This window comes from Kitasatospora sp. NPDC032121 (assembly GCF_055580145.1).
Genome location: NZ_JBVILX010000002.1, coordinates 840,540 through 864,536, shown reverse-complemented (window position 1 = coordinate 864,536; position 23,997 = coordinate 840,540). Strand labels below are relative to the sequence as shown.

At 72.2% G+C, this 23,997-nt stretch carries 21 protein-coding genes and 3 tRNA genes; 3 read left to right on the top strand and 21 right to left on the bottom strand.

Annotated elements, in window-relative coordinates:
• Positions 1–64 precede the first annotated feature (64 nt).
• The 6 genes from ACZ5OX_RS09790 to ACZ5OX_RS09765 form a co-directional block, all read right to left on the bottom strand.
• Positions 65–847, bottom strand: coding sequence for a hypothetical protein (locus ACZ5OX_RS09790; RefSeq protein WP_465629437.1), 783 nt, complete (start codon positions 845–847; stop codon positions 65–67).
• 254 nt (positions 848–1,101) lie between these two features.
• A complete protein-coding gene (gene rplA / locus ACZ5OX_RS09785) occupies positions 1,102–1,824 on the bottom strand; it encodes a 50S ribosomal protein L1 (RefSeq protein WP_030290441.1) in 723 nt (240 codons plus the stop codon).
• Positions 1,825–1,928: 104 nt separating this feature from the next.
• Positions 1,929–2,363, bottom strand: coding sequence for a 50S ribosomal protein L11 (gene rplK, locus ACZ5OX_RS09780; protein WP_359897545.1), 435 nt, complete (start codon positions 2,361–2,363; stop codon positions 1,929–1,931).
• A gap of 165 nt (positions 2,364–2,528) precedes the next feature.
• The gene (gene nusG / locus ACZ5OX_RS09775) at positions 2,529–3,401 is read right to left on the bottom strand and encodes a transcription termination/antitermination protein NusG (protein ID WP_449788147.1); all 873 of its coding nucleotides are present in this window, start codon (positions 3,399–3,401) and stop codon (positions 2,529–2,531) included.
• A 209-nt stretch (positions 3,402–3,610) separates the two neighbouring features.
• Positions 3,611–3,937, bottom strand: coding sequence for a preprotein translocase subunit SecE (gene secE / locus ACZ5OX_RS09770; RefSeq protein ID WP_449788146.1), 327 nt, complete (start codon positions 3,935–3,937; stop codon positions 3,611–3,613).
• Positions 3,938–4,085: 148 nt separating this feature from the next.
• Positions 4,086–4,158: transfer RNA gene (locus tag ACZ5OX_RS09765), tRNA-Trp, on the bottom strand.
• A gap of 283 nt (positions 4,159–4,441) precedes the next feature.
• On the opposite strand from ACZ5OX_RS09765, the gene ACZ5OX_RS09760 reads away from it, so the two are divergent.
• Positions 4,442–5,689, top strand: coding sequence for a pyridoxal phosphate-dependent aminotransferase (locus tag ACZ5OX_RS09760; protein WP_449809705.1), 1,248 nt, complete (start codon positions 4,442–4,444; stop codon positions 5,687–5,689).
• Positions 5,690–5,815: 126 nt separating this feature from the next.
• On the top strand, positions 5,816–6,880 hold the full coding sequence (locus ACZ5OX_RS09755; RefSeq protein ID WP_392867456.1) for an adenosine deaminase: 1,065 nt from the start codon (positions 5,816–5,818) through the stop codon (positions 6,878–6,880).
• Positions 6,881–6,909: 29 nt separating this feature from the next.
• On the opposite strand, the gene ACZ5OX_RS09750 is transcribed toward ACZ5OX_RS09755, so the two are convergent.
• From ACZ5OX_RS09750 to ACZ5OX_RS09715, 8 genes are all read right to left on the bottom strand, one after another.
• Positions 6,910–7,953, bottom strand: coding sequence for a UDP-N-acetylmuramate dehydrogenase (locus tag ACZ5OX_RS09750; RefSeq protein WP_465629436.1), 1,044 nt, complete (start codon positions 7,951–7,953; stop codon positions 6,910–6,912).
• 78 nt (positions 7,954–8,031) lie between these two features.
• Positions 8,032–9,471: an MFS transporter gene (locus ACZ5OX_RS09745; RefSeq protein ID WP_465629435.1), complete on the bottom strand. Its 1,440-nt coding sequence runs from the start codon at positions 9,469–9,471 to the stop codon at positions 8,032–8,034.
• 93 nt (positions 9,472–9,564) lie between these two features.
• Positions 9,565–10,128, bottom strand: coding sequence for a TetR/AcrR family transcriptional regulator (locus ACZ5OX_RS09740; protein ID WP_465629434.1), 564 nt, complete (start codon positions 10,126–10,128; stop codon positions 9,565–9,567).
• Positions 10,129–10,233: 105 nt separating this feature from the next.
• Positions 10,234–10,656, bottom strand: a complete 423-nt coding sequence (locus ACZ5OX_RS09735; RefSeq protein WP_097237453.1) for a MaoC family dehydratase — start codon at positions 10,654–10,656, stop codon at positions 10,234–10,236.
• A gap of 5 nt (positions 10,657–10,661) precedes the next feature.
• Positions 10,662–11,120 (bottom strand): FAS1-like dehydratase domain-containing protein, encoded by a 459-nt coding sequence (locus ACZ5OX_RS09730; RefSeq protein WP_465629433.1) that lies wholly within the window; start codon positions 11,118–11,120, stop codon positions 10,662–10,664.
• Positions 11,121–11,237: 117 nt separating this feature from the next.
• Positions 11,238–11,402, bottom strand: coding sequence for a 50S ribosomal protein L33 (rpmG, locus tag ACZ5OX_RS09725; protein WP_006604855.1), 165 nt, complete (start codon positions 11,400–11,402; stop codon positions 11,238–11,240).
• A gap of 83 nt (positions 11,403–11,485) precedes the next feature.
• Positions 11,486–11,558 (bottom strand) — tRNA-Met (locus ACZ5OX_RS09720).
• Between the two features lie 43 nt (positions 11,559–11,601).
• Positions 11,602–11,674: transfer RNA gene (locus tag ACZ5OX_RS09715), tRNA-Thr, on the bottom strand.
• 278 nt (positions 11,675–11,952) lie between these two features.
• On the opposite strand from ACZ5OX_RS09715, the gene ACZ5OX_RS09710 reads away from it, so the two are divergent.
• On the top strand, positions 11,953–13,221 hold the full coding sequence (locus tag ACZ5OX_RS09710) for an amidohydrolase family protein (RefSeq protein WP_465629432.1): 1,269 nt from the start codon (positions 11,953–11,955) through the stop codon (positions 13,219–13,221).
• A 248-nt stretch (positions 13,222–13,469) separates the two neighbouring features.
• On the opposite strand, the gene ACZ5OX_RS09705 is transcribed toward ACZ5OX_RS09710, so the two are convergent.
• The 7 genes from ACZ5OX_RS09705 to ACZ5OX_RS09675 form a co-directional block, all read right to left on the bottom strand.
• The gene (locus tag ACZ5OX_RS09705; RefSeq protein WP_392914359.1) at positions 13,470–14,144 is read right to left on the bottom strand and encodes a response regulator; all 675 of its coding nucleotides are present in this window, start codon (positions 14,142–14,144) and stop codon (positions 13,470–13,472) included.
• On the bottom strand, positions 14,141–16,693 hold the full coding sequence (locus ACZ5OX_RS09700; protein ID WP_465629431.1) for an ATP-binding protein: 2,553 nt from the start codon (positions 16,691–16,693) through the stop codon (positions 14,141–14,143). Before ACZ5OX_RS09700 ends, ACZ5OX_RS09705 begins: the two co-directional genes overlap by 4 nt.
• A gap of 121 nt (positions 16,694–16,814) precedes the next feature.
• Complete coding sequence (gene kdpC / locus ACZ5OX_RS09695) at positions 16,815–17,450, bottom strand: potassium-transporting ATPase subunit KdpC (protein ID WP_465629430.1); 636 nt, start codon at positions 17,448–17,450, stop codon at positions 16,815–16,817.
• A gap of 21 nt (positions 17,451–17,471) precedes the next feature.
• Complete coding sequence (gene kdpB / locus ACZ5OX_RS09690; RefSeq protein WP_465629429.1) at positions 17,472–19,586, bottom strand: potassium-transporting ATPase subunit KdpB; 2,115 nt, start codon at positions 19,584–19,586, stop codon at positions 17,472–17,474.
• Positions 19,586–21,250 (bottom strand): potassium-transporting ATPase subunit KdpA, encoded by a 1,665-nt coding sequence (gene kdpA / locus ACZ5OX_RS09685; RefSeq protein WP_465629428.1) that lies wholly within the window; start codon positions 21,248–21,250, stop codon positions 19,586–19,588. Before kdpA ends, kdpB begins: the two co-directional genes overlap by 1 nt.
• Before the next feature lies 1 nt (position 21,251).
• On the bottom strand, positions 21,252–21,341 hold the full coding sequence (gene kdpF, locus ACZ5OX_RS09680; RefSeq protein WP_045693083.1) for a K(+)-transporting ATPase subunit F: 90 nt from the start codon (positions 21,339–21,341) through the stop codon (positions 21,252–21,254).
• 547 nt (positions 21,342–21,888) lie between these two features.
• The gene (locus tag ACZ5OX_RS09675) at positions 21,889–23,721 is read right to left on the bottom strand and encodes an APC family permease (protein WP_465629427.1); all 1,833 of its coding nucleotides are present in this window, start codon (positions 23,719–23,721) and stop codon (positions 21,889–21,891) included.
• Between the last annotated feature and the right edge of the window lie 276 nt (positions 23,722–23,997).

The window sequence follows — 23,997 nt, the reverse complement described above, 5'->3', positions numbered from 1 at the left end:
ACGGATCCCCGGATTACCCACACACCGGATATCCCCTCCCCCACGACCCCCGTCAGCCTCCCCGTCACCCGGCCGGGGTCGTCGGTGCCGTGTCCGCCGCCCCCGGAGCCGAGACATCGGTGGTGGTCACCGTGGTTCCCGCGCTCCCCCGGACCGTCTCACGCAGCCGCAGCAGCTGCATGCCGGGCCCGATCCAGACGTCGTAGCCGATCGTCGCCACCCCGTGCTGCCGGTACCAGTCCAGTGTGGCGGCGCGCTTCTTCGGACTCAACTCGTCGTCCTTGCCGAACAGTTCGGCCAGCGGCGCGGAACCCTGATAGTGCGCCACGGTCACCCCGGCCAGCTGCTCGCCGCCGAGCGAGCGGAGTGTGACGCCCTGGGCGACCTCGTACGCCCGGCTGCCCGGGTTGGTGATCAGCGCCGTCGTCCAGCCGCCCGCGAAGCCCTCCGGATCGGGGCCCGCCGCGGGGTCGACCGCCTCGGCGCTCCGCCGCTCCGCGTGCTTGGCCGCGCCGCCCTGGTAGACGAGGTCGAGCGCGCCGTCCTTGACGGTCAGCAGTCCGCTGCCCAGCTCGTCGGTGACGGCCAGTCGGGCCTCGTCCGCCGCGCCCCAGACCAGGGAGCCGCTCGCGGTGCGCCGGCCCGCCGGGCCCTCCTGGACCACGTCGATCCGGGCGCTGCCCGAGTCGTCCAGCGCCTGCGCGGCCGTGAGCACCACCTGCTTGGGCGGCACCGGCGCCGGCCTCCCGGGGGTGCCGGTGGTCGGGGCGGCCAGCAGACTGCACCCGGTGGTGGTGGCGAGCAGCAGGGCTGCCACGAGAACGGCGGGGCGGGGGGCGGGCGGCACGGCACACTCCGGCGGTCACAGGTTCTCCACGTGCTGACCGGCAGAGCGTACGACGGTTCGGCCCGCCGTTCCCATCCTTCGATGTCCCGATCAGGCAACCGTTGCGGCCCACCGGCCCCCGTCCCGGCCCCGTTCGGCCCCGCCCCGGCCCCGCCCCGGCCCCGTCCCGGCCGCGCCCGGGAACGACGGCGGGCCCGCACCCCCGGTGAGAGGGGTGCGGGCCCGCCGTACGGACTGCTCTAGAGCACTGGGGCTCAGACCGCGGCCGGGTCCTCCTCGACGAGGAGGTTGCGGGTGCGGTTCGGGTCCACCTGGATGCCGGGGCCCATGGTGGTGGAGAAGGCGGTCTTCTTGATGTACCGGCCCTTGGCGGCGGACGGCTTGGCGCGGAGCACCTCGTCCAGCGCGGCGGCGTAGTTCTCGACCAGCTGCTCGTCGGTGAAGGAGGCCTTACCGATGATGAAGTGCAGGTTCGAGTGCTTGTCGACGCGGAACTCGATCTTGCCGCCCTTGATGTCGTTGACAGCCTTGGCGACGTCCGGGGTCACGGTGCCGGTCTTCGGGTTCGGCATCAGACCACGGGGGCCGAGCACGCGGCCGAGGCGGCCGACCTTGCCCATGAGGTCCGGGGTGGCGACGACGGCGTCGAAGTCCAGCTTGCCCTTCGCGACCTCGTCGATCAGCTCGTCGGCACCGACGATGTCGGCGCCCGCAGCACGCGCGGCCTCGGCACGCTCGCCGGTCGCGAAGACCAGGACCCGAGCGGTCTTACCGGTGCCGTGCGGGAGGATCACGGTGCTGCGGACCATCTGGTCGGCCTTGCGCGGGTCGACGCCCAGACGCATGGCGACCTCAACGGTGCCGTCGAACTTGGTGGTGCTGGTCGCCTTGGCGAGGCGGACGGCCTCGAGGGGGGCGTAAAGGCGCTCGCGGTCGACCTTGGCGTCCGCGGCCTTCAGGGCCTTGCTGCGCTTCATGGCTGCTCCTGAATGGTGATTGGAGTTGTGGTGTTCGACGGGCCTGCGCAGGCCCTACCACGGGGGACGGCTGAGCCGTTTTGTCCCTGGCGGGACGGGGGCGCTCAGCCCTCGACGGTGATGCCCATCGACCGGGCGGTGCCGGCGATGATCTTCTCCGCGGCGTCCAGGTCGTTCGCGTTCAGGTCGGGCATCTTCGTGGTGGCGATCTCACGGACCTGGGCGCTGGTGAGCTTGGCGACCTTGGTCTTGTGCGGCTCGCTGGAGCCCTTGTCGACACCGGCGGCCTTCAGGATGAGGCGCGCGGCCGGCGGCGTCTTCGTGATGAAGGTGAAGGAACGGTCCTCGTAGACCGTGATCTCCACCGGCACGATCATGCCGCGCTGCGACTCGGTCGCAGCGTTGTAGGCCTTGCAGAACTCCATGATGTTCACGCCGTGCTGGCCCAGCGCGGGGCCGACCGGCGGCGCCGGGTTGGCCGCGCCGGCGTTGATCTGGAGCTTGATAAGCCCCGTGATCTTCTTCTTCTTGGGAGGCATGTCTCTCCGGGTCCTTCCGAGAGGTGATTGCTGGTGCGTGCGGAACCGGGGCGACACCCGGCCGCCAGCACACACATCGGACCAGGCTAACGCGTCCGCGCCGCTGGACCAAAACGGATTCGGGGCAGGGCCCGCGGCCCCGCCCCGAATCCGAAGTCCGTATGACTAGTTCTTCTGGATCTGGTCGAAGGAGAGCTCGACCGGGGTCTCCCGGCCGAAGATCTCGACCAGGCCCTTGACCTTCTTCGAGTCCGGGTTGATCTCGTTGATCGTCGCCTGGAGGGTCGCGAACGGGCCGTCGGTGACGGTGACCGAGTCGCCGACCTCGAAGTCCAGGACCTGGATCTCGCTCGGCTTGACCGGCGACGGCTTGCCGGCCTCCTTGGCGGCCTGGCGCTCGACGTCGGGGGCGAGCATCTTGACGACCTCGTCCAGCGTCAGCGGGTACGGGTCGTAGGCGTTGCCGACGAAGCCGGTGACACCCGGGGTGTTGCGCACGACGCCCCAGGACTCGGGGGTGAGGTCCATGCGCACCAGGACGTAGCCGGGGAGCTTGTTCTGGCGGATGGTCTTGCGGTCGCCGTTCTTGATCTGGACGACCTCCTCCTGCGGCACCTCGGCCTGGAAGATGTACTCCTCGACGTTCAGCGAGACGGCGCGCTGCTCCAGGTTCTGCTTCACCCGGTTCTCGTAGCCGGCGTAGGTGTGGATCACGTACCACTCGCCCGGCATGAAGCGCAGGTCCTCGCGGAACTTGGCGACGGGGTCGACCTCGACCTCGTCGGCCGGCTCCTCCTCGACGGACTCCTCGGCGGCGGCGGACTCGCTGTCGCCCTCCACGTGCGACGCGGCCTCCTCGGCGGGCTCGCCCGCCTCGGCCTCGTCGTACGCCTCGACCTCGTCCTCGTCGCTGTCCGCGGCGTCCACGATCTGCTCGGCGGGCTCGGCGTCGTCAGCCAGCTCGGCCGCGTCCAGCTCGGCGGCGACATCCGCCTCGCGGACGGTCTCGTCGGCGTCGTACAGGGGGGACTCAGACACGGTGGCGGCTTCTTTCCTGGAGATGGTGAAGGTGGCGCGCTCCTCGACCGGCCCGGCGTACGACCGCTCGCGCGGGCGCCAGGTGAGGTCTCGGAGACTTCAACAGTACCGAGTCCACGGTAACCGCGCGTACGTCCGGCGCCGACAGCTCGACCCGGGCCGAGGATTCGGCCCGGGTCGGGAAGCTGTTCGAGAGGTGGTGCGGCCGGTCAGCCGAAGACCAGGAGGCTGAGCTTGGAGAAGCCGTAGTCCAGGCCGGCCACGAAGGCCATCACGACCACCACGAAGGTGACCACGACGGCGGTGTAGTTGGTGAGCTCGTTGCGGGTCGGCCAGACGACCTTGCGCAGTTCGGCGATGATCTGGCGATAGAACAGGCCCATCCTGGCGAACAGGCCCTTCTTGGCCCGCTTGCCGGACTTCTTCTGCTTGCCCGACTTCTTGTCGCCCTCGGCCGATGCCGTCTCGGCGGCGCCGTCGGCACCCTCGGGGTTGCCGCTCTCAGGCGTTGCGGTGGAGCCCGTGGTCTCCGTCACTCGTCCTCACCTGAATCCGGGTCCTGCCGAACTTCGCCGCGCACCCGGTTTGGGCACGACCAGTCGGCTAGCGGTGCTGATCGGTGCCATCTCCGCATCAAGCCCGCTCACTCCTGTGGAGCGAACGGGCTGAAAACGGATCTAGCAGCAGGGCAAGAGGGACTCGAACCCCCAACCGCCGGTTTTGGAGACCGGTGCTCTACCAATTGAGCTATTGCCCTACGGTGCCTCGCGGCTCCGGTGGCGACCAACCTACCGCATCTCCCCCCGCTGTCTGCACAGGCGGTGAAAGCTCCGGTCTTTTCGGCGGGCCGTCGAGCAGCGAGTGTACGTGGTCGAGGGGCGTTTGGTCGAACGTCTTCTTCCGGAGCCGCCCGTCCGGCGTCGGACGTCCGGTCCGGGGGGACCCCTTTCGACGGACCTCCGGGGCCGCGATCCGGACGGGAGCGTACGGATCGCGATACCCCGATGCCCGGTAGGTCCCGGTTCTGCGACGATGCAGGCATGAGCGCTTCCACCCCGCAGCCCGACCAGTCCATCCGCCCCGCCGACCGCCGGGTCTCCGCCCGGATCGGTGCGATCGCCGAGTCCGCGACCCTCGCCGTGGACGCGAAGGCCAAGGCCCTCAAGGCCGCCGGCCGTCCGGTCATCGGCTTCGGCGCCGGCGAGCCCGACTTCCCCACCCCGGACTACATCGTCGAGGCGGCCGTCGAGGCCTGCCGCGACCCGAAGAACCACCGCTACACCCCGGCGGGTGGCCTGCCCGAGCTGAAGGCCGCGATCGCCGCCAAGACGCTGCGCGACTCCGGCTACCAGGTGGACGCCTCGCAGGTGCTGGTCACCAACGGCGGCAAGCAGGCCATCTACGAGGCCTTCGCCGCGATCCTCGACCCGGGCGACGAGGTCATCGTCCCGGCGCCGTACTGGACCACCTACCCGGAGTCGATCCAGCTGGCCGGCGGCGTCCCGGTGGAGGTCGTGGCCGACGAGACCACCGGCTACAAGGTCTCGGTCGAGCAGCTGGAGGCCGCCCGCACCGAGAACACCAAGGTGGTGCTGTTCGTCTCGCCGTCCAACCCGACCGGCGCGGTGTACACCGAGGCCGAGGCCGAGGCGATCGGCCGCTGGGCGCTGGAGCACGGCCTGTGGGTGCTCACCGACGAGATCTACGAGCACCTGGTCTACGGCGACGCGAAGTTCACCTCGCTGCCCGCCCTGCTGCCCGAGCTGGCCGACAAGTGCATCGTGGTCAACGGCGTGGCCAAGACCTACGCGATGACCGGCTGGCGGGTGGGCTGGGTGATCGGCCCCAAGGACGTCATCAAGGCCGCGACCAACCTGCAGTCGCACGCCACCTCGAACGTCTCCAACGTCGCCCAGCGCGCCGCGATCGCCGCCGTCGCCGGCGACCTGTCCGCGGTGCACGAGATGCGCACCGCCTTCGACCGCCGCCGCAGGACGATCGTGCGGATGCTCAACGAGATCGAGGGCGTCCTGTGCCCCGAGCCCGAGGGCGCCTTCTACGCCTACCCGTCGGTCAAGGGCCTGCTGGGCAAGGAGATCCGCGGCCGGCGTCCGCAGAGCTCCGCCGAGCTGGCGAGCCTGATCCTGGACGAGGTCGAGGTCGCCGCCGTCCCGGGCGAGGCCTTCGGCACCCCCGGCTACCTGCGGTTCTCCTACGCGCTCGGCGACGAGGACCTGGTCGAGGGCATCAGCCGGATCCAGAAGCTGCTCGGCGAGGCCCGCGACTGACGTCGCTGCGGTACTGACGTCAATCCGACATACGGGATTCACCCGGCACACCGCCTCCTTTCACCCCTCCGGGGGATTGGAAGGAGGCGGTTCCCGTCCGGGGGTCGCATACGGCAGTATCGGCGAATGGAACGCCTGTTGAACCCGCGAGACGTCAGGGGCCTCCCGAAGGCCCACCTGCACCTGCACTTCACCGGATCGATGCGGCCCGCCACCCTCCTGGAGCTGGCCGAGAAGCACGGCGTCCGGCTGCCGGAGGCGCTCAGCTCCGGCGAACCGCCCCGACTGCGGGCCACCGACGAACGGGGCTGGTTCCGCTTCCAGCGGCTGTACGACACCGCCCGCTCGGTGCTGCGGGACGAGCAGGACATCCGCCGGCTGGTCCTGGAAACCGCCGAGGACGAGCGGCGGGACGGCTCCCGCTGGCTGGAGATCCAGGTCGACCCGACCTCGTACGCGCCCCGGCTGGGCGGACTGATCCCCGCCCTGGAACTGATCCTGGACGCGGTGGAGCACGCCGCCGCGGCGACCGGCGTGGGCATCCGGGTCCTGGTCGCGGCCAACCGGATGAAGTCCCCGATGGACGCCCGGACGTTGGCCCGGCTGGCCGTCCGCTACGCCGACCACGGGGTGGTCGGCTTCGGCCTCTCCAACGACGAGCGCCGGGGCATGGCCAGGGACTTCGACCGGGCCTTCGCGATCGCCCGCAACGGCGGGCTGCTGGCGGCCCCGCACGGCGGCGAGCTGTCCGGCCCGGAGTCCGTCCGGGACTGCCTGGACGACCTGGGCGCCGGCCGGATCGGCCACGGCGTGCGGGCCGCCGAGGACCCCCGGCTGATGGAGCGGCTGGCGGACCGGCAGGTCACCTGCGAGGTCTGCCCGTCCTCCAACGTCTCGCTCGGCGTCTACGAGCGCCCCGAGGAGGTCCCGCTGCGCCGGCTGTTCGACGCCGGGGTCCCGCTCGCCCTGGGCGCCGACGACCCGCTGCTGTTCGGCAGCCGGCTGGCCGCCCAGTACGAGCTGGTCCGGGACGTGCTGGGCTTCTCCGACGCCGAACTCGCCGAGCTGGCGCGGCAGTCGGTGCGCGGCTCGGTCGCGCCGGAGGCCGTCCGCAGGGAGCTGCTGGCGGACATCGACGCCTGGCTGGTGGGCGACCGTGCCCCCGCCGAGCCGGCCGCCGTGCCCGCCTAGCGCCCGTTCGGCGCACCCCCGGCGCCCGCTCAGAGCGTGACGCCCACCATCACCGGCTCGTTCACCAGCTCCACCCCGAAGGCTTCGCGGACCCCGTCCCGGATCTCCCGGGCCAGTGCCAGCAGGTCCTCGGCGGTGGCCGAGCCGCGGTTGGTGAGCGCCAGGGTGTGCTTGGTGGAGAGCGTCGCCGGGCCGCTGCCGTAGCCCTTGCCGAAGCCCGCCCGGTCGATCAGCCAGGCCGCCGAGGTCTTGGTGCAGCCCTCCGGGGCCGGGTAGGCGGGGGCGTCCTCGGCGCCCGGGCGGGTGCGGAAGGACTCGTACTGGGCGGCCGTGAGCACCGGGTTGGTGAAGAAGGAGCCGGCCGACCAGGTGTCGTGGTCCGCCGGGTCCAGCACCATGCCCTTGCCGGCGCGCAGCAGCAGCACCGCCTTCCAGGCCGTGTCGACCGCCACCCGGTCGCCCTGCTCGACGCCCAGGTGCCTGGCGGTCTCGGCGTAGCGGACGGGGGTGGAGAGCCCGTCGGCGTCCTCCAGGCGGAACCGCACCCGCAGCACCACGTAGCGGTCCGGCTCGGCCTTGAAGCGGCTGTGCCGGTAGGAGAACGCGCACTCGGCGTTCGGGAGCACGACCACCTCGTCGGCGGTGCGGTCGTACGCGACCACCTCGGTGATCGCCTGCGCGACCTCCTGGCCGTACGCGCCCACGTTCTGCACCGGGGTGGCGCCGGCCGAGCCGGGGATGCCGGCCAGGAACTCGATGCCCGCCAGGTGGTGGTCCAGCACGGTCCGGCGGACCACCTCGGACCAGGTCTCGCCGGCCGCGACCTCCAGCGCGGTGCCGTCCAGGGCGAAGCCCTCGGTGGCGATCCGCAGCGCGGTGCCGGAGAAGCCGGCGTCGCCGATCACCAGGTTGGAGCCGCCGCCGAGGACCAGCAGCGGCTCGCCGGCCGCGTCGGCCTCGCGGACGGCCGCGATCACCTCGTCGTCGGTGTGGGCGGTCACCAGGCGGCGGGCCGGGCCGCCGAGCCGGAGCGTGGTCAGCGGGGCGAGGGGGGCGTCGTTTTCTACCAGCACGCCCACCAGCGTACGGGGGCGCCGGGAAGCCGCTTCCCGGGGAAGGCCCTTCCCGGGAAGCGGCTTCCGGTGCCGCTGTCAGGCCTTGACCATCTCGGGCGCCGGCTGTTCGACCGCGGCCGCGACCGGCGCCCTGCCCCGCCGGGGGATGAGCACCGCGGCGAGCGCGCCGAGCCCGACGGCGGCCCCGCCGACGTACAGCGCGGGCACCAGCCCGTCCGTGAAGGCCCGGGCCGACTGGTAGCCGCCCTGTGCCGAGAACACCGCGGCGAGCACGGCGACCCCGAGCGCCCCGCCGACCTCGCGCAGCGCGTTGTTGGCGCCGGAGGCGATCCCCTGCTCCTGCGGCCGGACGCCGACCATCACCAGCTGGGCGGTCGGGCCGAAGTACAGCGACATGCCGACCCCGCAGATCACGATGGCCGGGATCAGGGCAGGGTAGTCGAGGCCGGTGCTCCCGTCCGCGACCAGCCCGAACAGCACCAGGCCCACCGCCTGCAGCGCCAGCCCGGCGACCACGATCGGGCGGCCGCCGATCCGGTCGGAGACGATGCCCGCGACCGGCGAGACCAGCAGCGGCATCGCCGTCCACGGCAGCATCCGGATGCCCGCCTCCTGGGGGCTGAAGCCGCCGACCCCCTGGAGGTACTGGCTGATCAGGAAGATCGAGCCGAACATCCCCAGGTACATCAGCAGGCTCGCCGCGTTGACGGCGGAGAAGGTCCGGCTGCGGAACAGCCGCATCGGCAGCATCGGGTGGGCGGCCACCCGCTGCTCGTACCAGACGAAGGCGGTCAGCAGCAGGGCGCCGCCGATCAGGGCGCCGAGGACCGGCGGGCTGGTCCAGCCGTCCGGGTTGCCGCGGATCAGGCCGAGGACGACCCCGAACATCCCCAGGCTGACCAGCACGGTTCCGGGCACGTCCAGGGCCCGGCCCGCGCCCCGGCTCTCGCCGAGCCGCAGGAAGGCCAGCGGCAGCAGGACGAGGCCCACCGGGACGTTCACCCAGAAGATCCACTGCCAGGAGAAGTGCTCGGTCAGCGCGCCGCCGATCAGCGGCCCGGCCGCGACGGCGAGGCCGCTGACGCCCGACCAGACGCCGAAGGCCAGCCCCCGCCTGGCCGGGGGCACCGCGGCGGTGAGCAGGGTGAGGGTGAGCGGCATCATCACCGCGGCCCCGGCCCCCTGGACGGCGCGGGCGGCGATCAGCTCGCCGATGCCGGGGGACAGCGCGGCCGCGGCGGAGCCGGCGGTGAAGACCGCCAGGCCGGCCAGGAAGATCCGGCGGCGGCCGAAGCGGTCGCCGAGGGCGGCGCCGAACATCAGCAGCACGGCGAAGCTCAGGGTGTAGGCGCTGACCGTCCATTCGAGCTCGGACAGCCCGCCGCCGAGCTCCTCGCGGATCGACGGCAGGGCGGTGGTGACCACCAGGTTGTCCAGGGCGGCCATGAAGCCGGCCGCGCTGACGATCACCAGGGTCCAGATCGCGGCTCTGCCCATGGCCGGTTTCTCCGTCATGACATCCCCCAGGTTCCTCTAGGTAGTTATTGCTCAATAACTTTCATGGGTCGAAAAAAGGCCGCCCGGACGCACCGCGCGGCCGCCCGGACGCTACTCCGGGTCCTTGCACTCGTCGAAGCCGGTCCAGATCCGGTGGTCCTGCGGATAGCCCAGCGCCACCAGGGTGTTGATCAGCATCCCGTGCGCGAAGAACCGCGTGGCGTCCCTCATGTCCCCGCCGATCCGCATCCTGACCCGCTCGAACAGGCTCTCCCAGAGCCGCCGGGCGGTCTCCCCGATCTCCTCCTCGCCGGCCGAGCGGGCCGCGAAGACCGAGACGTAGATCTGCATCTGCATCATGAGCTGGTCGCTGTCCTCGACCAGGCCCATGTACGCGCCGGATATCGCGTCGGCGGCCTCCGAGCCGGTCAGCCCGGCCGAGGCCTCGTCGAACACCCGCCAGGTCTCCTCGACGCAGCGTTCGGCGGCCGCGGCGAAGATCGCCTGCTTGCCCGGGAACAGCCGGAACAGGTACGGCTGCGAGACGCCCACCCGGCGGGCGATCGCCTCGGTGGAGGTGCCGTGGTAACCGCCCCGGGCGAACTCGATCAGGGCGGCGCGGACGACGCTCTCGCGCCGCTCCTCCGCACTCATCCGGATGCTCGACTTCGCCATGGGTCACAAGTTAGTGGCCAATCACTAGCCAGGCAAGGCCCGCGGCCGCGGCCGGAGCCCCCGGTGCGGGCACTCCGGCCGCGGCCGCCGGCGCGCGGAAGCGGCTCAGCCGAGCCGGACGACGGCCCGGGACATGCCGAGCACCTTCTGGCCGCCCGTGGTGGCCAGCAGGTCGACCTGCACCCTGCGGTCGTCCAGCTTCTTGGCGACCTTGGCCGAGACCTCGACCACCGCGCCGACCCCGTCGTTCGGCACCGGCACCGGCCGGGTGAAGCGCACGCCGTACTCGACCACCGCGGCCGGGTCGCCGACCCAGTCGGTGACCACCCGGATCGCCTCGGCCATGGTGAACATGCCGTGCGCGATGACGTCCGGCAGGCCGACCTCCAGGGCGAACTTCTCGTTCCAGTGGATCGGGTTGAAGTCGCCCGAGGCGCCCGCGTAGCGCACCAGTGTGTCGCGGGTCACCGGGAAGGACTGCGCCGGCAGCTCGGTGCCGACCTCGACCTCGTCGTAGCTGATCGCCATCGCGCTCACTCCCCCGCCTCGTCGGCGGCCCGGGCCACCAGGGTCATGACCGACGTCACAACGTGCTCGCCGGTCGCGTCCGTCACCTCGCCGCACACGGTGAGCACGTCGTTGCCCGCCAGCGACTTGATGTTGTCGATGGTCACCGCGACCGACAGCCGGTCACCGGCCCGCACCGGGCGGGTGTAGACGAACTTCTGGTCGCCGTGCACCACCCGGCTGAAGTCCAGACCCAGCTCCGGGTCCTCGATCACCTGGGCGGCCGCCCGGTAGGTGACCACGAAGGGGAAGGTCGGCGGGGCGATGACGTCGGAGTGACCCAGCGCCTTCGCCGCCTCAGGGTCGGCGTACGCCGGGTTGGCGTCCCCGATCGCGGTCGCGAACTCGCGGATCTTCTCCCGGCCGACCTCGTACGGCTCGGTGGGCGGGTAACTACGCCCGATGAAGGAGGGGTCGAGCGCCATGGCAGCTCCTCGGAACGCGGATGGATACGAAAAAACTCCGGGCCGCACCCCCCAGTGAGGGATGCGGCCCGGAGTAGAAGACCTGAATTCACACAGGCCCGGCGCCCTACGGGAGGGTCAGCGGGTCTCGCGGTGCGCGGTGTGCGAGTTGCAGCGGGGGCAGTGCTTCTTCATCTCAAGACGGTCCGGGTCGTTACGCCGGTTCTTCTTGGTGATGTAGTTCCGCTCCTTGCACTCCACGCAGGCCAGCGTGATCTTCGGGCGGACGTCGGTGGCAGCCACGGGAGTGCCTTCCTTGGACAACGAATAAGAACACAACAAGAGTAGCCGACCGGGAGTGCGATCTCCCGACCGACTACGCGGGGTAGCGGTGACCGGACTTGAACCGGTGACACAGCGATTATGAGCCGCTTGCTCTACCAACTGAGCTACACCGCCACAGTGATCCGCAGCACAGCCGGAGCTGACTGCTTCTCACCCGAGCCCCCATGCGGAATCGAACCGCAGACCTTCTCCTTACCATGGAGACGCTCTACCGACTGAGCTATAGGGGCGAACGAGGAAGAGATTACACGTTTCGCGGCCGGAGGTGAAATCCGTATCCCGCGGCGAAGACCGCAGGTGGGCGACGGGTACGGACGGACGATCCAAGGGCGGGCGTTCGATCGGCCCGCGAGCCCCACGGCCCGACCCGATACGACTATTGCCCGCCTCCCGGCGACCCGCCTCCCGGGCCCATAGGCTCGTCGCTCATTGATCGGGAGGACTGGCCGGCGGTACGGGCCAGCCGTACGGGGCCGACCGCACGGGCCGGCCCGAGAAGGAGCCGGCGATGGACAGCGCAGCCGCCGACGGGCCGCAGCCCTGGCCCGGCCCGGCGGCCAACCCGCTCGGGCACGGCCCGGTCCTGCTGCTCACCGGCGCCCGACTCGCCGACGGGCGGGTGGTGGACGTCCGGATCAGCGGCGACCGCATCCAGGCGGTCGGCACCGTCGGCAGCCTCGGCCCGCTGCCCGCCCTGCCCGGCGCCCCCACCGTCACCACCGGCGCCCGGATCGACCTTCGCGGATACCTGCTGCTCCCGGCCCCCGCCGAGGCGCACGCCCACTACGACGCCGCCTTCTCCGCCGCCCTGCCCACTCCGCCGCCGGACACCCCGGCCGACCTCACCCGGCGGATCACCGAGGCCGCGCTGACCTCCCTCGGCTACGGCGCCACCGCCCAGCGCACCCACGTCCGGATCGGCGACGTACACGGACTGCGCCGGCTGGAGGCCGTGCTCACCGCCCGGCAGGCGCTGAGCGGGCTGGCCGAGCTCCAGGCGGTGGCGATGCCACGGCTGCTCACCGGGCGGGCCGGCGCGGACGGCCGCGCGCAGCTGCGCGAGGCGCTCAAGCTGGGCGCCACGGCGGCCGGCGGCTGCCCGGAGCTGGACCCGGACCCCTCCGGCTACGTGCAGCTGCTGCTGGAGGCGGCCCGCGAGGCCGACTGCTCGGTGGACCTGCACGCCAGCGCCGCCGACGCCGCCCAACTCGCCCGGATGGCCGGTGCGTTGGCGCCGCTGCGGCCACGGGTGACGCTCGGCCCGTGCGGGGCGCTGGCCCGCGGCGCGTCGACGGTGCTGGCGACCAGCGGGGTGCGGGTGGTCTGCCTGCCGCAGAACGGCTGCTGCACCGGGCTGGAGGGTCGGCCGGCAGGCCTGCGGCCGGGCCTGGTACGGGAGTTGGCGGCGGCCCGGGTGCCGTTGGCAGCGGGCAGCGGGGCGCTGCGCGACCCGTCCAACCCGGTCGGCCGGGCGGATCCGCTGGAGTCGGCCTATCTGCTGGCGGCCGGTGGGGAGTTGGACCCGGAGGCGGCGTACGACGCGGTGGCGAACCAGGCCCGGGCGGCGCTCGGACTGGCGCCGGTCCGGGTGGACGCCGGGTTCCCGGCGGAGCTGCTGGCGGTGCGCGGGGACAGCCTGGCCGGGGCGCTCGCGGGCGGGCACAGCCGGCTGGTGGTGCACAGCGGCCGGGTGGTCAGCCGGACCAGCGCGGTCCGGGAGTTCGCGGACACGGTGGCGCTGGCGCTGCCCCGCCAGTGCGGGGGCGGGGAGGGCTGAGCGGGGCGGACCGGCCCCGACGGCAGATGGGGGCGCGCGACGGGTGTCGCGCGCCCCTCCCCCACCTGCCGGCCGTCCATGGGACGGCTGTCGAAGCGGCCCCAGGCCTCCCCCACACGGAGCAGGGCCGCTCGTTCGACACCGACACTACGCCCACGGAGCACCACCCCCGAGCGGCCTTGACGCCGTCCTGTCGCCCACCGGGGCGCTCTTGACGGGCCGTTGACGCAGGCCGCGGCGTCGGCCCGTCACGGCACGTAGCGGTACCCGATCCCCGGCTCGGTGACCAGGTGCCGCGGCCGGGCCGGGTCGCGCTCCAACTTGCGGCGCAGCCCGGCGAAGTAGACCCGCAGGTAGTTGCCGCGCCCCTCCTGGGCCGGACCCCACACCTCGCGCAGGATCTGCCGGCCTGGCACCAGCCGGCCGGGGTTGGCGAGCAGCAGGGCCAGGATGCGCCACTCGGTCGGGGTGAGCCGGACCGGGCCGTTCGGGCCGTTCACCGCGGTGGCCGCGAGGTCCACGGTGTGGTCGCCGATCACCGGCCGGCTCAGCGGCACGCCGCCCAGCGGCCGGCGCAGCACGGCACGCAGCCGGGCCAGCAGCTCGTCCATCAGGAACGGCTTGGTGAGGTAGTCGTCGGCGCCCGCGTCCAGGGCGCCCACCTTGTCGGCCGCGTCGGTGCGGCCGGAGAGCACGATGATCGGCACCGCGCTGTGGGTGCGCAGGCCGCGCAGCACGTCCATCCCGTCGAGGTCGGGCAGGCCGAGGTCGAGCAGGACGGCGTCCGGGGCGCTGTGCGCGGCACGGTCGAGCGCCTCGCCGCCGGTGGCCGCGGTGCGGACGGCGTACTGCCGGGCGCTGAGGTTGATCCGCAGGGTGCGCAGGAGGGCCGGCTCGTCGTCGACGACCAGGATCTCGCTCACGTGTCCGCCTCGCTTCGCTCGATGGTGGGGTCGGCGGCGGGCAGGGTGAGCAGCATGGTGGTGCCGCCGCCCGGGGTGTCCTCGACCTCCAGGCTGCCGCCCATCGCCTCGGCGAGGCCGCGGGAGAGGGCGAGTCCGAGGCCGACGCCGGTGGTGTTGTCGGTGTCGCCGAGGCGCTGGAAGGGCAGGAAGACCCGGTCGCGGTCCTCGGGGGCGATGCCGGGGCCGCGGTCGATCACCCGGATCTCGACCTGGGCGGCGTGGTGGCTGCCGGTGACCAGGACGGGCGCGCCGGGGGCGTTGTACCGCAGCGCGTTGGTGATCACGTTGGCGAGCACCCGCTCCAGCAGCGGCGGGTCGGCGAGCACCGGCGGGGTCGTGTCCAGGTCCAGCGGCTGGATCGGCGCGTACGGGTCGGGGAGGCTGTCGAGCGCCCGGGGCAGGATCTCGTCCAGGTGGGTCTCGGTGAGGTGCAGGGTGAGCGCGCCGGCCTGCAGGCGGCTCATGTCGAGCAGGTTGTCGACCAGCCGGGTGAGCTTGACCAGCGACTCGTCGGCGGTGGCGAGGAGTTCGGCCTGGTCCTCGGGCGAGAACTCGACGTCGGGGCTGCGCAGCGAGCCGACCGAGGCCCGGGCGGCGGCCAGCGGGGTGCGCAGGTCGTGGCTGACGGCGGCGAGCAGGGCGGTGCGCATCCGGTCGGCGGCCTTGATCGGCTCGACCTCGGCGGCGGCCACCGCCAGCCGGTCGCGTTCGAGCGCGGCGCCGACGTGGGCGGCGAAGGCGGTCAGCACCCGCTGGTCGGCAGCCGGCAGCCGGCGGCCGGTGAGCACCAGGAGGGCGTCCCGGCCGACCGGGACCTCGGTGGTCTCGTGCGGCCCGTCGCCGTCGCCCGGATGGTCCCCCTCGCTGTGCGCGAGCACCTCGCCGTCGGCCCGGGAGAGCAGCGCGACGGTCCGCATCCCGAAGGCCGTCCGGGACTTCTCCAGCAGGGCGGGCAGCGCGTCGGCGCCGCGCAGCACGCTGCCGGCCAGGGTGGAGAGGGTCTCGGCCTCGGCGGTGGCGCGGGCGGCCCGGCTGGTGAGCCGGCCGGCGTGGTCGACCACGGTGGAGACGGTGAGCGCGATGGCGGCGAAGACCACCAGGGCGACGATGTTGTTGGTCTCGCCGATGGTCAGGCTGTGGATCGGCGGGATGAAGTAGTAGTTGAGCAGCACCGAGGCGACGAACGAGGCCAGCAGGGCCGACACCGCGCCGCCGAGCAGGGCGACGATGACCACGCCGAGCTGGAAGATCAGCGCGTCGGTGGTCAGGTTGATGCTGTGGTGCGCCTGCGAGAGCAGGGCGGTGAGCAGCCAGGGCACCGCCAGGCCGGCCAGGTAGCCGGCGACGGTGCGGCGCCGGGAGTGGCGGCGGCCGAGCGAGGGCAGCCGGCCGCGGCCGGTGAACTCGTGGGTGACCATGTGGACGTCGATGTCCTCGGAGTCGTCCACGGTGGTCTGCCCGGTGCCGGGGCCGGTGAGGAAGCGGTTGATCCGGCCGCGGCGGCTGGTGCCGAGCACCAGCTGGGTGGCGTCGTGGGCGCGGGCGAAGGCGAGCAGCGCGGTGGGGACGTCGTCGCCGACCACCACGTGGTAGCTGCCGCCGAGGGTCTCCACCAGCTGCCGCTGCTGGGCGAGCGCTCCGGAGGAGGCGCCGGCCAGGCCGTCGCTGCGGGAGACGTGGACGGCCAGCAGGTCGCCGCCGGCCGTGCGGTCGGCGATCCGGGCGGCGCGGCGGATCAGGGTCTCGCCCTCGGGGCCGCCGGTGAGGGCGACCACGACCCGCTCGCGGGCCTCCCAGACCCGGTCGATGTTGTGGCTGGCCCGGTAGTCGCGCAGGCCCTCGTCCACCCGCCCGGCCACCCAGAGCAAGGCGAGTTCGCGCAGGGCGGTGAGGTTGCCGACCCGGAAGTAGTTGGAGAGCGCGGCGTCCACCTTCTCCGCCCTGTAGACGTTGCCGTGGGCCATCCGGCGGCGCAGCGCCTGGGGGGCCATGTCGACGAGTTCGATCTGGTCGGCCCGGCGGACCACCTCGTCCGGGACGGTCTCGCGCTGCGGGATGCCGGTGATCTTCCGGACGACGTCGTTCAGCGACTCCAGGTGCTGGATGTTGACGGTGGTGACGACGTCGATCCCGGCGGCGAGCAGTTCCTCGACGTCCTGCCAGCGCTTGGCGTGCCGGCCGCCGGGGATGTTGGTGTGCGCCAGCTCGTCCACGAGCACGACGGACGGGCGGCGGGCGAGCACGCCGTCGAGGTCCATCTCCTCGAACTCGGCGTCCCGGTAGGAGCGTCGGGCACGCGGCAGGACCTCCAGGCCGGCCAGCATGGCCTCGGTGTGCCGTCTGCCGTGGCACTCGATGTACCCGACCACGACATCGGCCCCGCGCTGCTGTCTGCGCCGGGCCTCGTCCAGCATGCGGTAGGTCTTGCCTACCCCCGGCGCGGAGCCGAGGTACACCCTCAGTCGGCCGCCGCGGATGCCGGTGCCGGGGGTGAGGTCGCGAGCCATGGGCACTGCTCTTTCCATCGGGAGGTGGTGCACGTCTGCGGACGCGGGTCGGCCGGCCCGGGCCCGGGAGGCGTGCTCCCGTGCCCGGGCCGGCCCGGTCACCCGTATGTGTGAGGTGGTGTCACTTCTGCTCGCTGAGCGCCTTGTTGAGCAGCACGACGTTGACGCCCTCGTTGCCGAGGAAGCCGAGCGAACGGCTCTCGGTGTACTCGTCGACCAGCTTGGCCACCGTCTCCACCGGCAGGCCGCGGTTCTTCGCGACCCGGTCGACCTGCTCCTTGGCGTACGCGGCGGAGATGTGCGGGTCGAGGCCGGAGCCGGAGGCGGTCAGCGCGTCGGCCGGGACGCTCGCCGGGTCGACGCCGTCGAAGGAGGCGACGGCGGCGCGGCGGTCGTTGACGGCCTTCAGCAGGTCCTCGCTGTTCGGGCCGAGGTTGCTGGCGCTGGACGAGGAAGCGTCGTAGCCGGTCCCGGCCGCGGAGGGGCGGGGCTGGAACCACTTCGGGTCCGGCTGGGCCTCCTCGTTCGGGTCGTCGGGGTTCTTCTTCGGGAGGTTGAAGCTCTGGCCGATCAGGCTGGAGCCGATCTCCTTGCCGTCGGTCTTCACCGGCGAGCCGTTCGCCTTGTCGGTGAAGGCGACCTGGGAGATCCCGGTGATCAGCAGCGGGTAGGCGATCCCGAGGATCACGGTCAGCACCAGCAGCGCGCGCAGCGCGGTGAAGTGGGTGCGGAGGGTCGTCGGCAGGGGCTTGGACATGGTTTTCTCTCCTTCCCCGCGTCAGTTGAGGCCGGGGATGAACTGGACGATCAGGTCGATCAGTTTGATGCCGGCGAACGGCACCACGAGGCCGCCGAAGCCGTAGATCCCGATGTTGCGGCGCAGCAGCGAGCTGGCGTCGGACGGGCGGTAGCGCACGCCGCGCAGGGCGAGCGGGATCAGGCCGATGATGACCAGGGCGTTGAAGACGATCGCCGAGGTGATCGCGGACTGGGGGCTGTGCAGGCCCATGATGTTGAGGTGGCTCAGGCCCGGGTAGACCCCGGCGAACATCGCGGGGATGATCGCGAAGTACTTGGCCACGTCGTTGGCGATCGAGAAGGTGGTCAGCGCGCCACGGGTGATCAGCAGCTGCTTGCCGATCTCCACGATCTCGATCAGCTTGGTGGGGTTGGAGTCCAGGTCGACCATGTTGCCGGCCTCCTTGGCCGCCATGGTCCCGGTGTTCATCGCGACGCCGACGTCGGCCTGGGCGAGGGCGGGGGCGTCGTTGGTGCCGTCGCCGGTCATCGCGACCAGCTTGCCGCCCTCCTGCTCCTTCTTGATCAGGGCCATCTTGTCCTCGGGCGTGGCCTCGGCGAGGAAGTCGTCCACGCCGGCCTCCTCCGCGATCGCCCTGGCGGTCAGCGGGTTGTCGCCCGTGATCATGACGGTCTTGATGCCCATCCGGCGGAGCTCGTCGAAGCGCTCCCGCATGCCCTCCTTGACGACGTCCTTGAGGTGGATGACCCCGAGGACGCGGGCGGGCCCGGCGCCGATCCGCTCGGCGACGACCAGCGGGGTGCCGCCGGCCGCGGATATCCCGTCGACCAGGGTGGAGACCTCGGCTCCGACCGAACCGCCGTTCTCGGTGACCCAGTTGGAGACCGCGCCGGCCGCGCCCTTGCGGACCTGGTGGACTCCTCCGGCCTCGTCGAGGTCCACGCCCGACATCCGGGTCTGGGCGGTGAACGGGACCCACGTGGCGTGCGTCAGCTCGCCCTGGGCGCGGGCCCGCAGGCCGTACCCGGTCTTCGCGAGGACCACGATCGAGCGGCCCTCCGGGGTCTCGTCCGCGAGCGAGGACAGCTGCGCCGCGCCGGCCAGGTCCTCGGTGGACACGCCCGGGGCGGCCAGGAACTCGGCGGCCTGGCGGTTGCCCAGGGTGATGGTGCCGGTCTTGTCGAGCAGCAGCGTGTTGACGTCGCCGGCGGCCTCGACGGCGCGGCCGGACATCGCCAGCACGTTGCGCTGCACCAGGCGGTCCATGCCGGCGATGCCGATCGCGGAGAGCAACGCGCCGATGGTGGTCGGGATGAGCGCCACGATCAGGGCGACCAGGACGATCATCGTCTGCGGAGCACCCGCGTAGGTGGCCATCGGCTGGAGCGTGACGACCGCGACCAGGAAGACGACGGTCAGCGAGGCCAGCAGGATGTTGAGCGCGATCTCGTTCGGCGTCTTCTGCCGGGCGGCGCCCTCGACCAGGGCGATCATCCGGTCGATGAAGGTCTTGCCGGGCTCGGAGGAGATCCTCACCACGATCCGGTCGGACAGCACCTTGGTGCCGCCGGTGACGGCGCTGCGGTCGCCGCCCGACTCACGGATGACGGGCGCGGACTCACCCGTGATCGCCGACTCGTCGACGCTCGCGACGCCCTCGACCACGTCGCCGTCGCCGGGGATGACCTGGCCGGCCTCGACCACCACGTGGTCGCCGAGCCTCAGCGCGGTGCCGGGCACCTCCTCCTCGGCACCGGTGGCCGGCCAGTCGGTGAGCCGGCGGGCCATGGTGTCGCTCTTGGTCTTGCGCAGCGTGTCGGCCTGCGCCTTGCCGCGGCCCTCGGCCACGGCCTCGGCCAGGTTGGCGAAGACCGTGGTGAGCCACAGCCAGACGGTGATGACCCAGGCGAACACGGACGGGTCGGCGATCGCGGCGACGGTGGTGACCACCGAGCCGACCTCGACCACGAACATCACCGGGTTCTTGATCATCACCCGGGGGTCGAGCTTCTTCACCGCGTCCGGCAGGGACGCGACGATCAGCTTCGGGTCGAGCAGGCCGCTCGCCACTCTGTGCGGCGCGGCGGCCTCCGCCTGGTCGGCCGGTGCGGGGTTGAGCGTGGAGGTGGACATCAGGAGGACAGACCTTCCGCGATCGGCCCGAGAGCCAGGGCCGGGAAGTAGGTGAGGCCGACGACGATCAGGATCACGCCCGACAGCAGGCCCACGAACAGCGGCTTGTGGGTGGGCAGGGTGCCCGGGGTGGCCGGGACCGGCTGCTGCTGGGCGAGCGAACCGGCCAGCGCGAGGACGAAGACGATCGGCAGCAGCCGACCGAAGATCATCGCCAGGCCGAGCGCGGTGTCGTACCAGTCGGTGTTGACGGTGATGCCGCCGAAGGCCGAGCCGTTGTTGTTGGAGGCCGAGGTGAAGGCGTACAGCACCTCGGAGAAGCCGTGGGCGCCCGAGTTGAGCATCCCGGCACGCTCGCCCGGCAGGGCCATCGCCACGCCCGTGCCGACCAGCACGATCGTCGGCGTGGTGAGGATGTACAGCGAGGCGAACTTCATCTCCCGGCCGCCGAGCTTCTTGCCCAGGTACTCGGGGGTGCGGCCGACCATCAGGCCGGCGACGAACACCGCGACGACCGCCAGCACCAGCATGCCGTACAGGCCGGAGCCCACACCGCCGGGCGCGATCTCGCCCAGCATCATGTCGAAGACCGTCAGCCCGCCGCCGAACGGCGTGTACGAGTCGTGGAAGGAGTTCACCGCACCGGTCGAGGTCAGCGTGGTCGAGGCGGCGAACAGCGAGCTGGCGGCGATGCCGAAGCGCTGCTCCTTGCCCTCCATCGCGGCGCCCGCGGCCTGCAGGGCGCTGCCCTGGTGCTGCGCCTCGGCGAAGGTCAGCAGGGCCGTCGAGGCGATCCAGAACAGGCCCATCACGGCGACGATCGCGTAGCCCTGGCGGTCGTCCCCCACCATCCGGCCGAAGGTCCGCGGCAGCGCGAACGGGATCACCAGGATCAGGAAGACCTCGACCAGGTTGGTGAAGCCGGTCGGGTTCTCGAACGGGTGCGCCGAGTTGGCGTTGAAGAAGCCGCCGCCGTTGGTGCCGAGCAGCTTGATGACCTCCTGGGAGGCCACCGGGCCGCCCGGGATCTTCTGGACCTCACCCGCGAGGCCGGTGACCTCGTGGAAGCCGTGGAAGTTCTGGATCACGCCGCTGGCGGCCAGGACCAGGGCGAAGACGATCGAGATCGGCAGCAGCAGCCGCAGGTTGATCCGGGTGAGGTCCACCCAGAAGTTGCCGACCCGGTCCGTCCTGTTCCGGGTGAAGCCCCGGACCAACGCGGCGACGACGGCGATGCCGACGGCCGCGGAGACGAAGTTCTGCACGGCCAGACCCGCCATCTGCGCCACCTGGCCCATCGCGGACTCGCCCGCGTAGGACTGCCAGTTGGTGTTGGCGACGAACGAGATGGCGGTGTTCCAGGCCTGGTGGCCCTCCATCTGGGGAACGCCCAGGCTCAGCAGCAGGTAGCCCTGGAGGCGGATCAGACCGTAGAGGAAGAGGACGGAGACGGCCGAGAAGGCCAGCACCGAGCGGAGGTACACCGGCCACCGCTGATCGGCGTCGCCGTCGACGCCGATCAACTTGTAGATGCCGCGCTCGACTCTGAGGTGCCTGGCGGAGGTGAGGAGCTTGGCGATGTAGTCGCCGAGGGGGCGGTAGCACAGGGCCAGCGCGCCGACGAGGGCGAGCACCTGCAGCCAGCCCGCGAGAGTGGATCCCATGTCAGAACTTCTCCGGGAAGATCAGCGCCACGACGAGATAGCCGACGAGCGCGACGGCCACGACCAGACCAGCGATGTTCTCGGCACTCATGCGGCCACCTCGCTGCGCTCGCTGGGCGCCTGGCGCAACACGCGCCCTCCGATGGTTCGTTCGCTGCGCTCACTCACAGCTTCTCCACCCCCCGCGCGATCAGGGCGATGACGGCGAACACGGCGACCGTGACACCGACGTAGATGAGATCGGACATGGGCTCCACCAGAGTGGTTCGGGAGATGCCGCGACCTGGGCCGGAGGGGCTCGCGCGGCACCGGCGGAAGACCGGCAGATGCAGCAAACCAGCCGTCAGGGGCGCGTTATGGGGCCCTGACGCCCTCCATACGGGTGATAGCGCGACGTTGACGCGACGTTGACGGGCGCTTCACCGGACCGAGACCGTCGTGATCGGGCCGAGACGTGGCCGGGGCCCGCGCGGGCCGGCTCGGGCCGGCTCGGGAGCGGAAAACGGCGGGCCCCGGACGGCAGGCTGCCGTCCGGGGCCGCCCCCGCTCCCCGTTCCCCCGTCCCCGTTCCCCCGTCCCCGGTCCCCCGTCCCCGGTCCCCAGTCCCCGTTCCCCCGTTCCCGGTCCCCCGTCCCCGGTCACATCCGCATGCGCAGCCGGCAGACCACCGCGTCGGTGTGCCGCCGCAGGGCGCGGTCGATCACGGCGCCGCGCCGGTTCTGGAGCGCCCGCTGCCACCAGCGGGCCGGCTCCACCTCGGGGATCAGCACGGTCAGCCGGTCGTAGACGTGCTCCGCCCCCAGCTCGTTGACGAAGTCCGCGATCGGCCGGCCCAGCCGTCGGTGGACGTCCGGGACCTCCACCAGCGGCACGCCCGGCCGCCACAGCTCCCAGTCCCGGCGCAGTGCCTCCGCGACGGCCGGCTCGTGCACCACGGTCACCGCCATGACCTCGTCGCCGAGCGAGAGCGCCGCCGACAGGCCGTCCCTGGTCAGCCGGGTGATCGCGGTCACCGGGACGACGACCAGACTGCGCTGCCTGGTCACCGGGCCTGGCACCCGGCCCAGCTCCAGCCGCTCGCCGATCCGCCCGTAGCTGCGGTGGACCGCCTCGAACAGCACCACCAGCAGCGGCAGGGCCAGCACGATGCCCCAGGCGCCCTCGGTGAACTTGGTGCCGGTGACGACCAGCGCCGCGACGCCGGTGAGCAGCGCGCCGAAGCCGTTCAGCGCGGCCTTCCACCGCCAGCCGGACGGCCGGTGCAGCAGCCAGTGCCGGACCATGCCGACCTGGCAGACGGTGAAGCCGACGAACACGCCGATCGAGAACAGCGGCACCAGGCTGTTGACGTCCCCGCCGGAGCCGACCAGCAGCGCCGCCGAGACCGCGGCCAGGAACAGCACCCCGTACCGGTACACCTGGCGGTCGGCGCGCAGCGCGAACAGGTGCGGCAGGTGGTTGTCCCGGGCGAGCAGGTCGAGCAGCACCGGCAGCCCGCCGAAGGAGGTGTTGGCGGCGAGCCCGAGCAGCACCACGGTGGCGAACTGGACGACGTAGAAGCCGAACCCGTGGCCGAGCGAGGCGTCGGCGAGCTGGGCGAGCACCGTGACGCCCTCGACCGGCTGGAGGTGGAAGCGGCCGATCAGCACCGCCAGCCCGACCAGCATCACGCCGAGCAGGGCGCCGAGCGCGACCTCGGTGTGCTGCGCGCGCTTGACCCGCGGGGTGCGGAAGGAGGGGACGGCGTTGGCCACCGCCTCCACGCCGGTCAGCGCGGAACAGCCGGCCGCGAAGGCCCTGAGCAGCAGCAGCGCACCGACGGCGGTGGCGTTCTGGGCGAGGGCCGAGGTGTGCCCGGCAGCGGCCGCGGTGCTGACCGGGGCGTCCCGGAACAGGCCGACCACGACGATCGCCAGGATGGAGAGCACGAAGACGGCCGTCGGCGCCATGAACCAGCGCGCCGACTCGGCGATCCCGCGCAGGTTCACCGCGGTGACCAGCGCCAGCACGCCCAGACAGAGCCAGACGCGGTCGTCGTACAGGCTCGGGACGGCCGAGGTGAGCGCGGCGACGCCGGCGGTGACCGAGACCGCGACGTTCAGGACGTAGTCGACGACCAGCGAGGCGGCCGCGGTCAGCGCGGTCCGGCGGCCCAGGTGCGCCTTGGCCACCGCGTAGGAGCCGCCACCGTCCGGGAACGCCGCGATCACCTGCCGGTAGGAGGCGACCAGCACCGCCAGCAGCACCGCGATCGCCGCCGTGACCGGCAGCGTGAAGCCCAGCCCGTAAGCCCCGGCGGCGGCCAGCACCAGCACGATCGACTCCGGCCCGTACGCGACCGAGGCCATGGCGTCCAGCGAGAGCGCGGCCAGCCCGCCGAGCGCGCTGAGCCGGTGCCGCTCGTCGCCCGCGCCGGTATCAGGCGGCGCGGGTTCGGCCGTGGCTGCCGGGGTGGTGGTGGCGCTGGACATCGGACGGGACCTCCGCAGTCGGTAGTTGGTCCGATCCTGCGGTCCGCGCGCCCACCGCCCCGGGGCCCGTACGCGTTCCTGACGCCGCCACGAGCGGCCTTGACACGCTCTTGACGGGGCCGTCACGCCGCGTCGGCCCCGTCCGGTGGCTGTTGGCGGGGGTGGGGCGAGCCGTTGTCCCGGCGGTCGCCGGCTGGGAAGACGATCAGCTCTGTCGAAGGACTCCCACCCCCGGGCACCACTCTGCTGCCTGCAACCCGTAATTGCAAGCAATGT

Excerpts from the sequence above, each read along its gene's own strand:
- rplA (WP_030290441.1), bottom strand. The coding sequence starts at position 1,824 with ATGAAGCGCAGCAAGGCCCTGAAGGCCGCGGACGCCAAGGTCGACCGC.
- rplK (WP_359897545.1), bottom strand. The coding sequence starts at position 2,363 with ATGCCTCCCAAGAAGAAGAAGATCACGGGGCTTATCAAGCTCCAGATC.
- ACZ5OX_RS09760 (WP_449809705.1), top strand. The coding sequence starts at position 4,442 with ATGAGCGCTTCCACCCCGCAGCCCGACCAGTCCATCCGCCCCGCCGAC.
- ACZ5OX_RS09755 (WP_392867456.1), top strand. The coding sequence starts at position 5,816 with ATGGAACGCCTGTTGAACCCGCGAGACGTCAGGGGCCTCCCGAAGGCC.
- ACZ5OX_RS09745 (WP_465629435.1), bottom strand. The coding sequence starts at position 9,471 with ATGACGGAGAAACCGGCCATGGGCAGAGCCGCGATCTGGACCCTGGTG.
- ACZ5OX_RS09740 (WP_465629434.1), bottom strand. The coding sequence starts at position 10,128 with ATGGCGAAGTCGAGCATCCGGATGAGTGCGGAGGAGCGGCGCGAGAGC.
- ACZ5OX_RS09735 (WP_097237453.1), bottom strand. The coding sequence starts at position 10,656 with ATGGCGATCAGCTACGACGAGGTCGAGGTCGGCACCGAGCTGCCGGCG.
- ACZ5OX_RS09730 (WP_465629433.1), bottom strand. The coding sequence starts at position 11,120 with ATGGCGCTCGACCCCTCCTTCATCGGGCGTAGTTACCCGCCCACCGAG.
- ACZ5OX_RS09710 (WP_465629432.1), top strand. The coding sequence starts at position 11,953 with ATGGACAGCGCAGCCGCCGACGGGCCGCAGCCCTGGCCCGGCCCGGCG.
- ACZ5OX_RS09700 (WP_465629431.1), bottom strand. The coding sequence starts at position 16,693 with ATGGCTCGCGACCTCACCCCCGGCACCGGCATCCGCGGCGGCCGACTG.
- kdpC (WP_465629430.1), bottom strand. The coding sequence starts at position 17,450 with ATGTCCAAGCCCCTGCCGACGACCCTCCGCACCCACTTCACCGCGCTG.
- kdpB (WP_465629429.1), bottom strand. The coding sequence starts at position 19,586 with ATGTCCACCTCCACGCTCAACCCCGCACCGGCCGACCAGGCGGAGGCC.
- kdpA (WP_465629428.1), bottom strand. The coding sequence starts at position 21,250 with ATGGGATCCACTCTCGCGGGCTGGCTGCAGGTGCTCGCCCTCGTCGGC.
- kdpF (WP_045693083.1), bottom strand. The coding sequence starts at position 21,341 with ATGAGTGCCGAGAACATCGCTGGTCTGGTCGTGGCCGTCGCGCTCGTC.
- ACZ5OX_RS09675 (WP_465629427.1), bottom strand. The coding sequence starts at position 23,721 with ATGTCCAGCGCCACCACCACCCCGGCAGCCACGGCCGAACCCGCGCCG.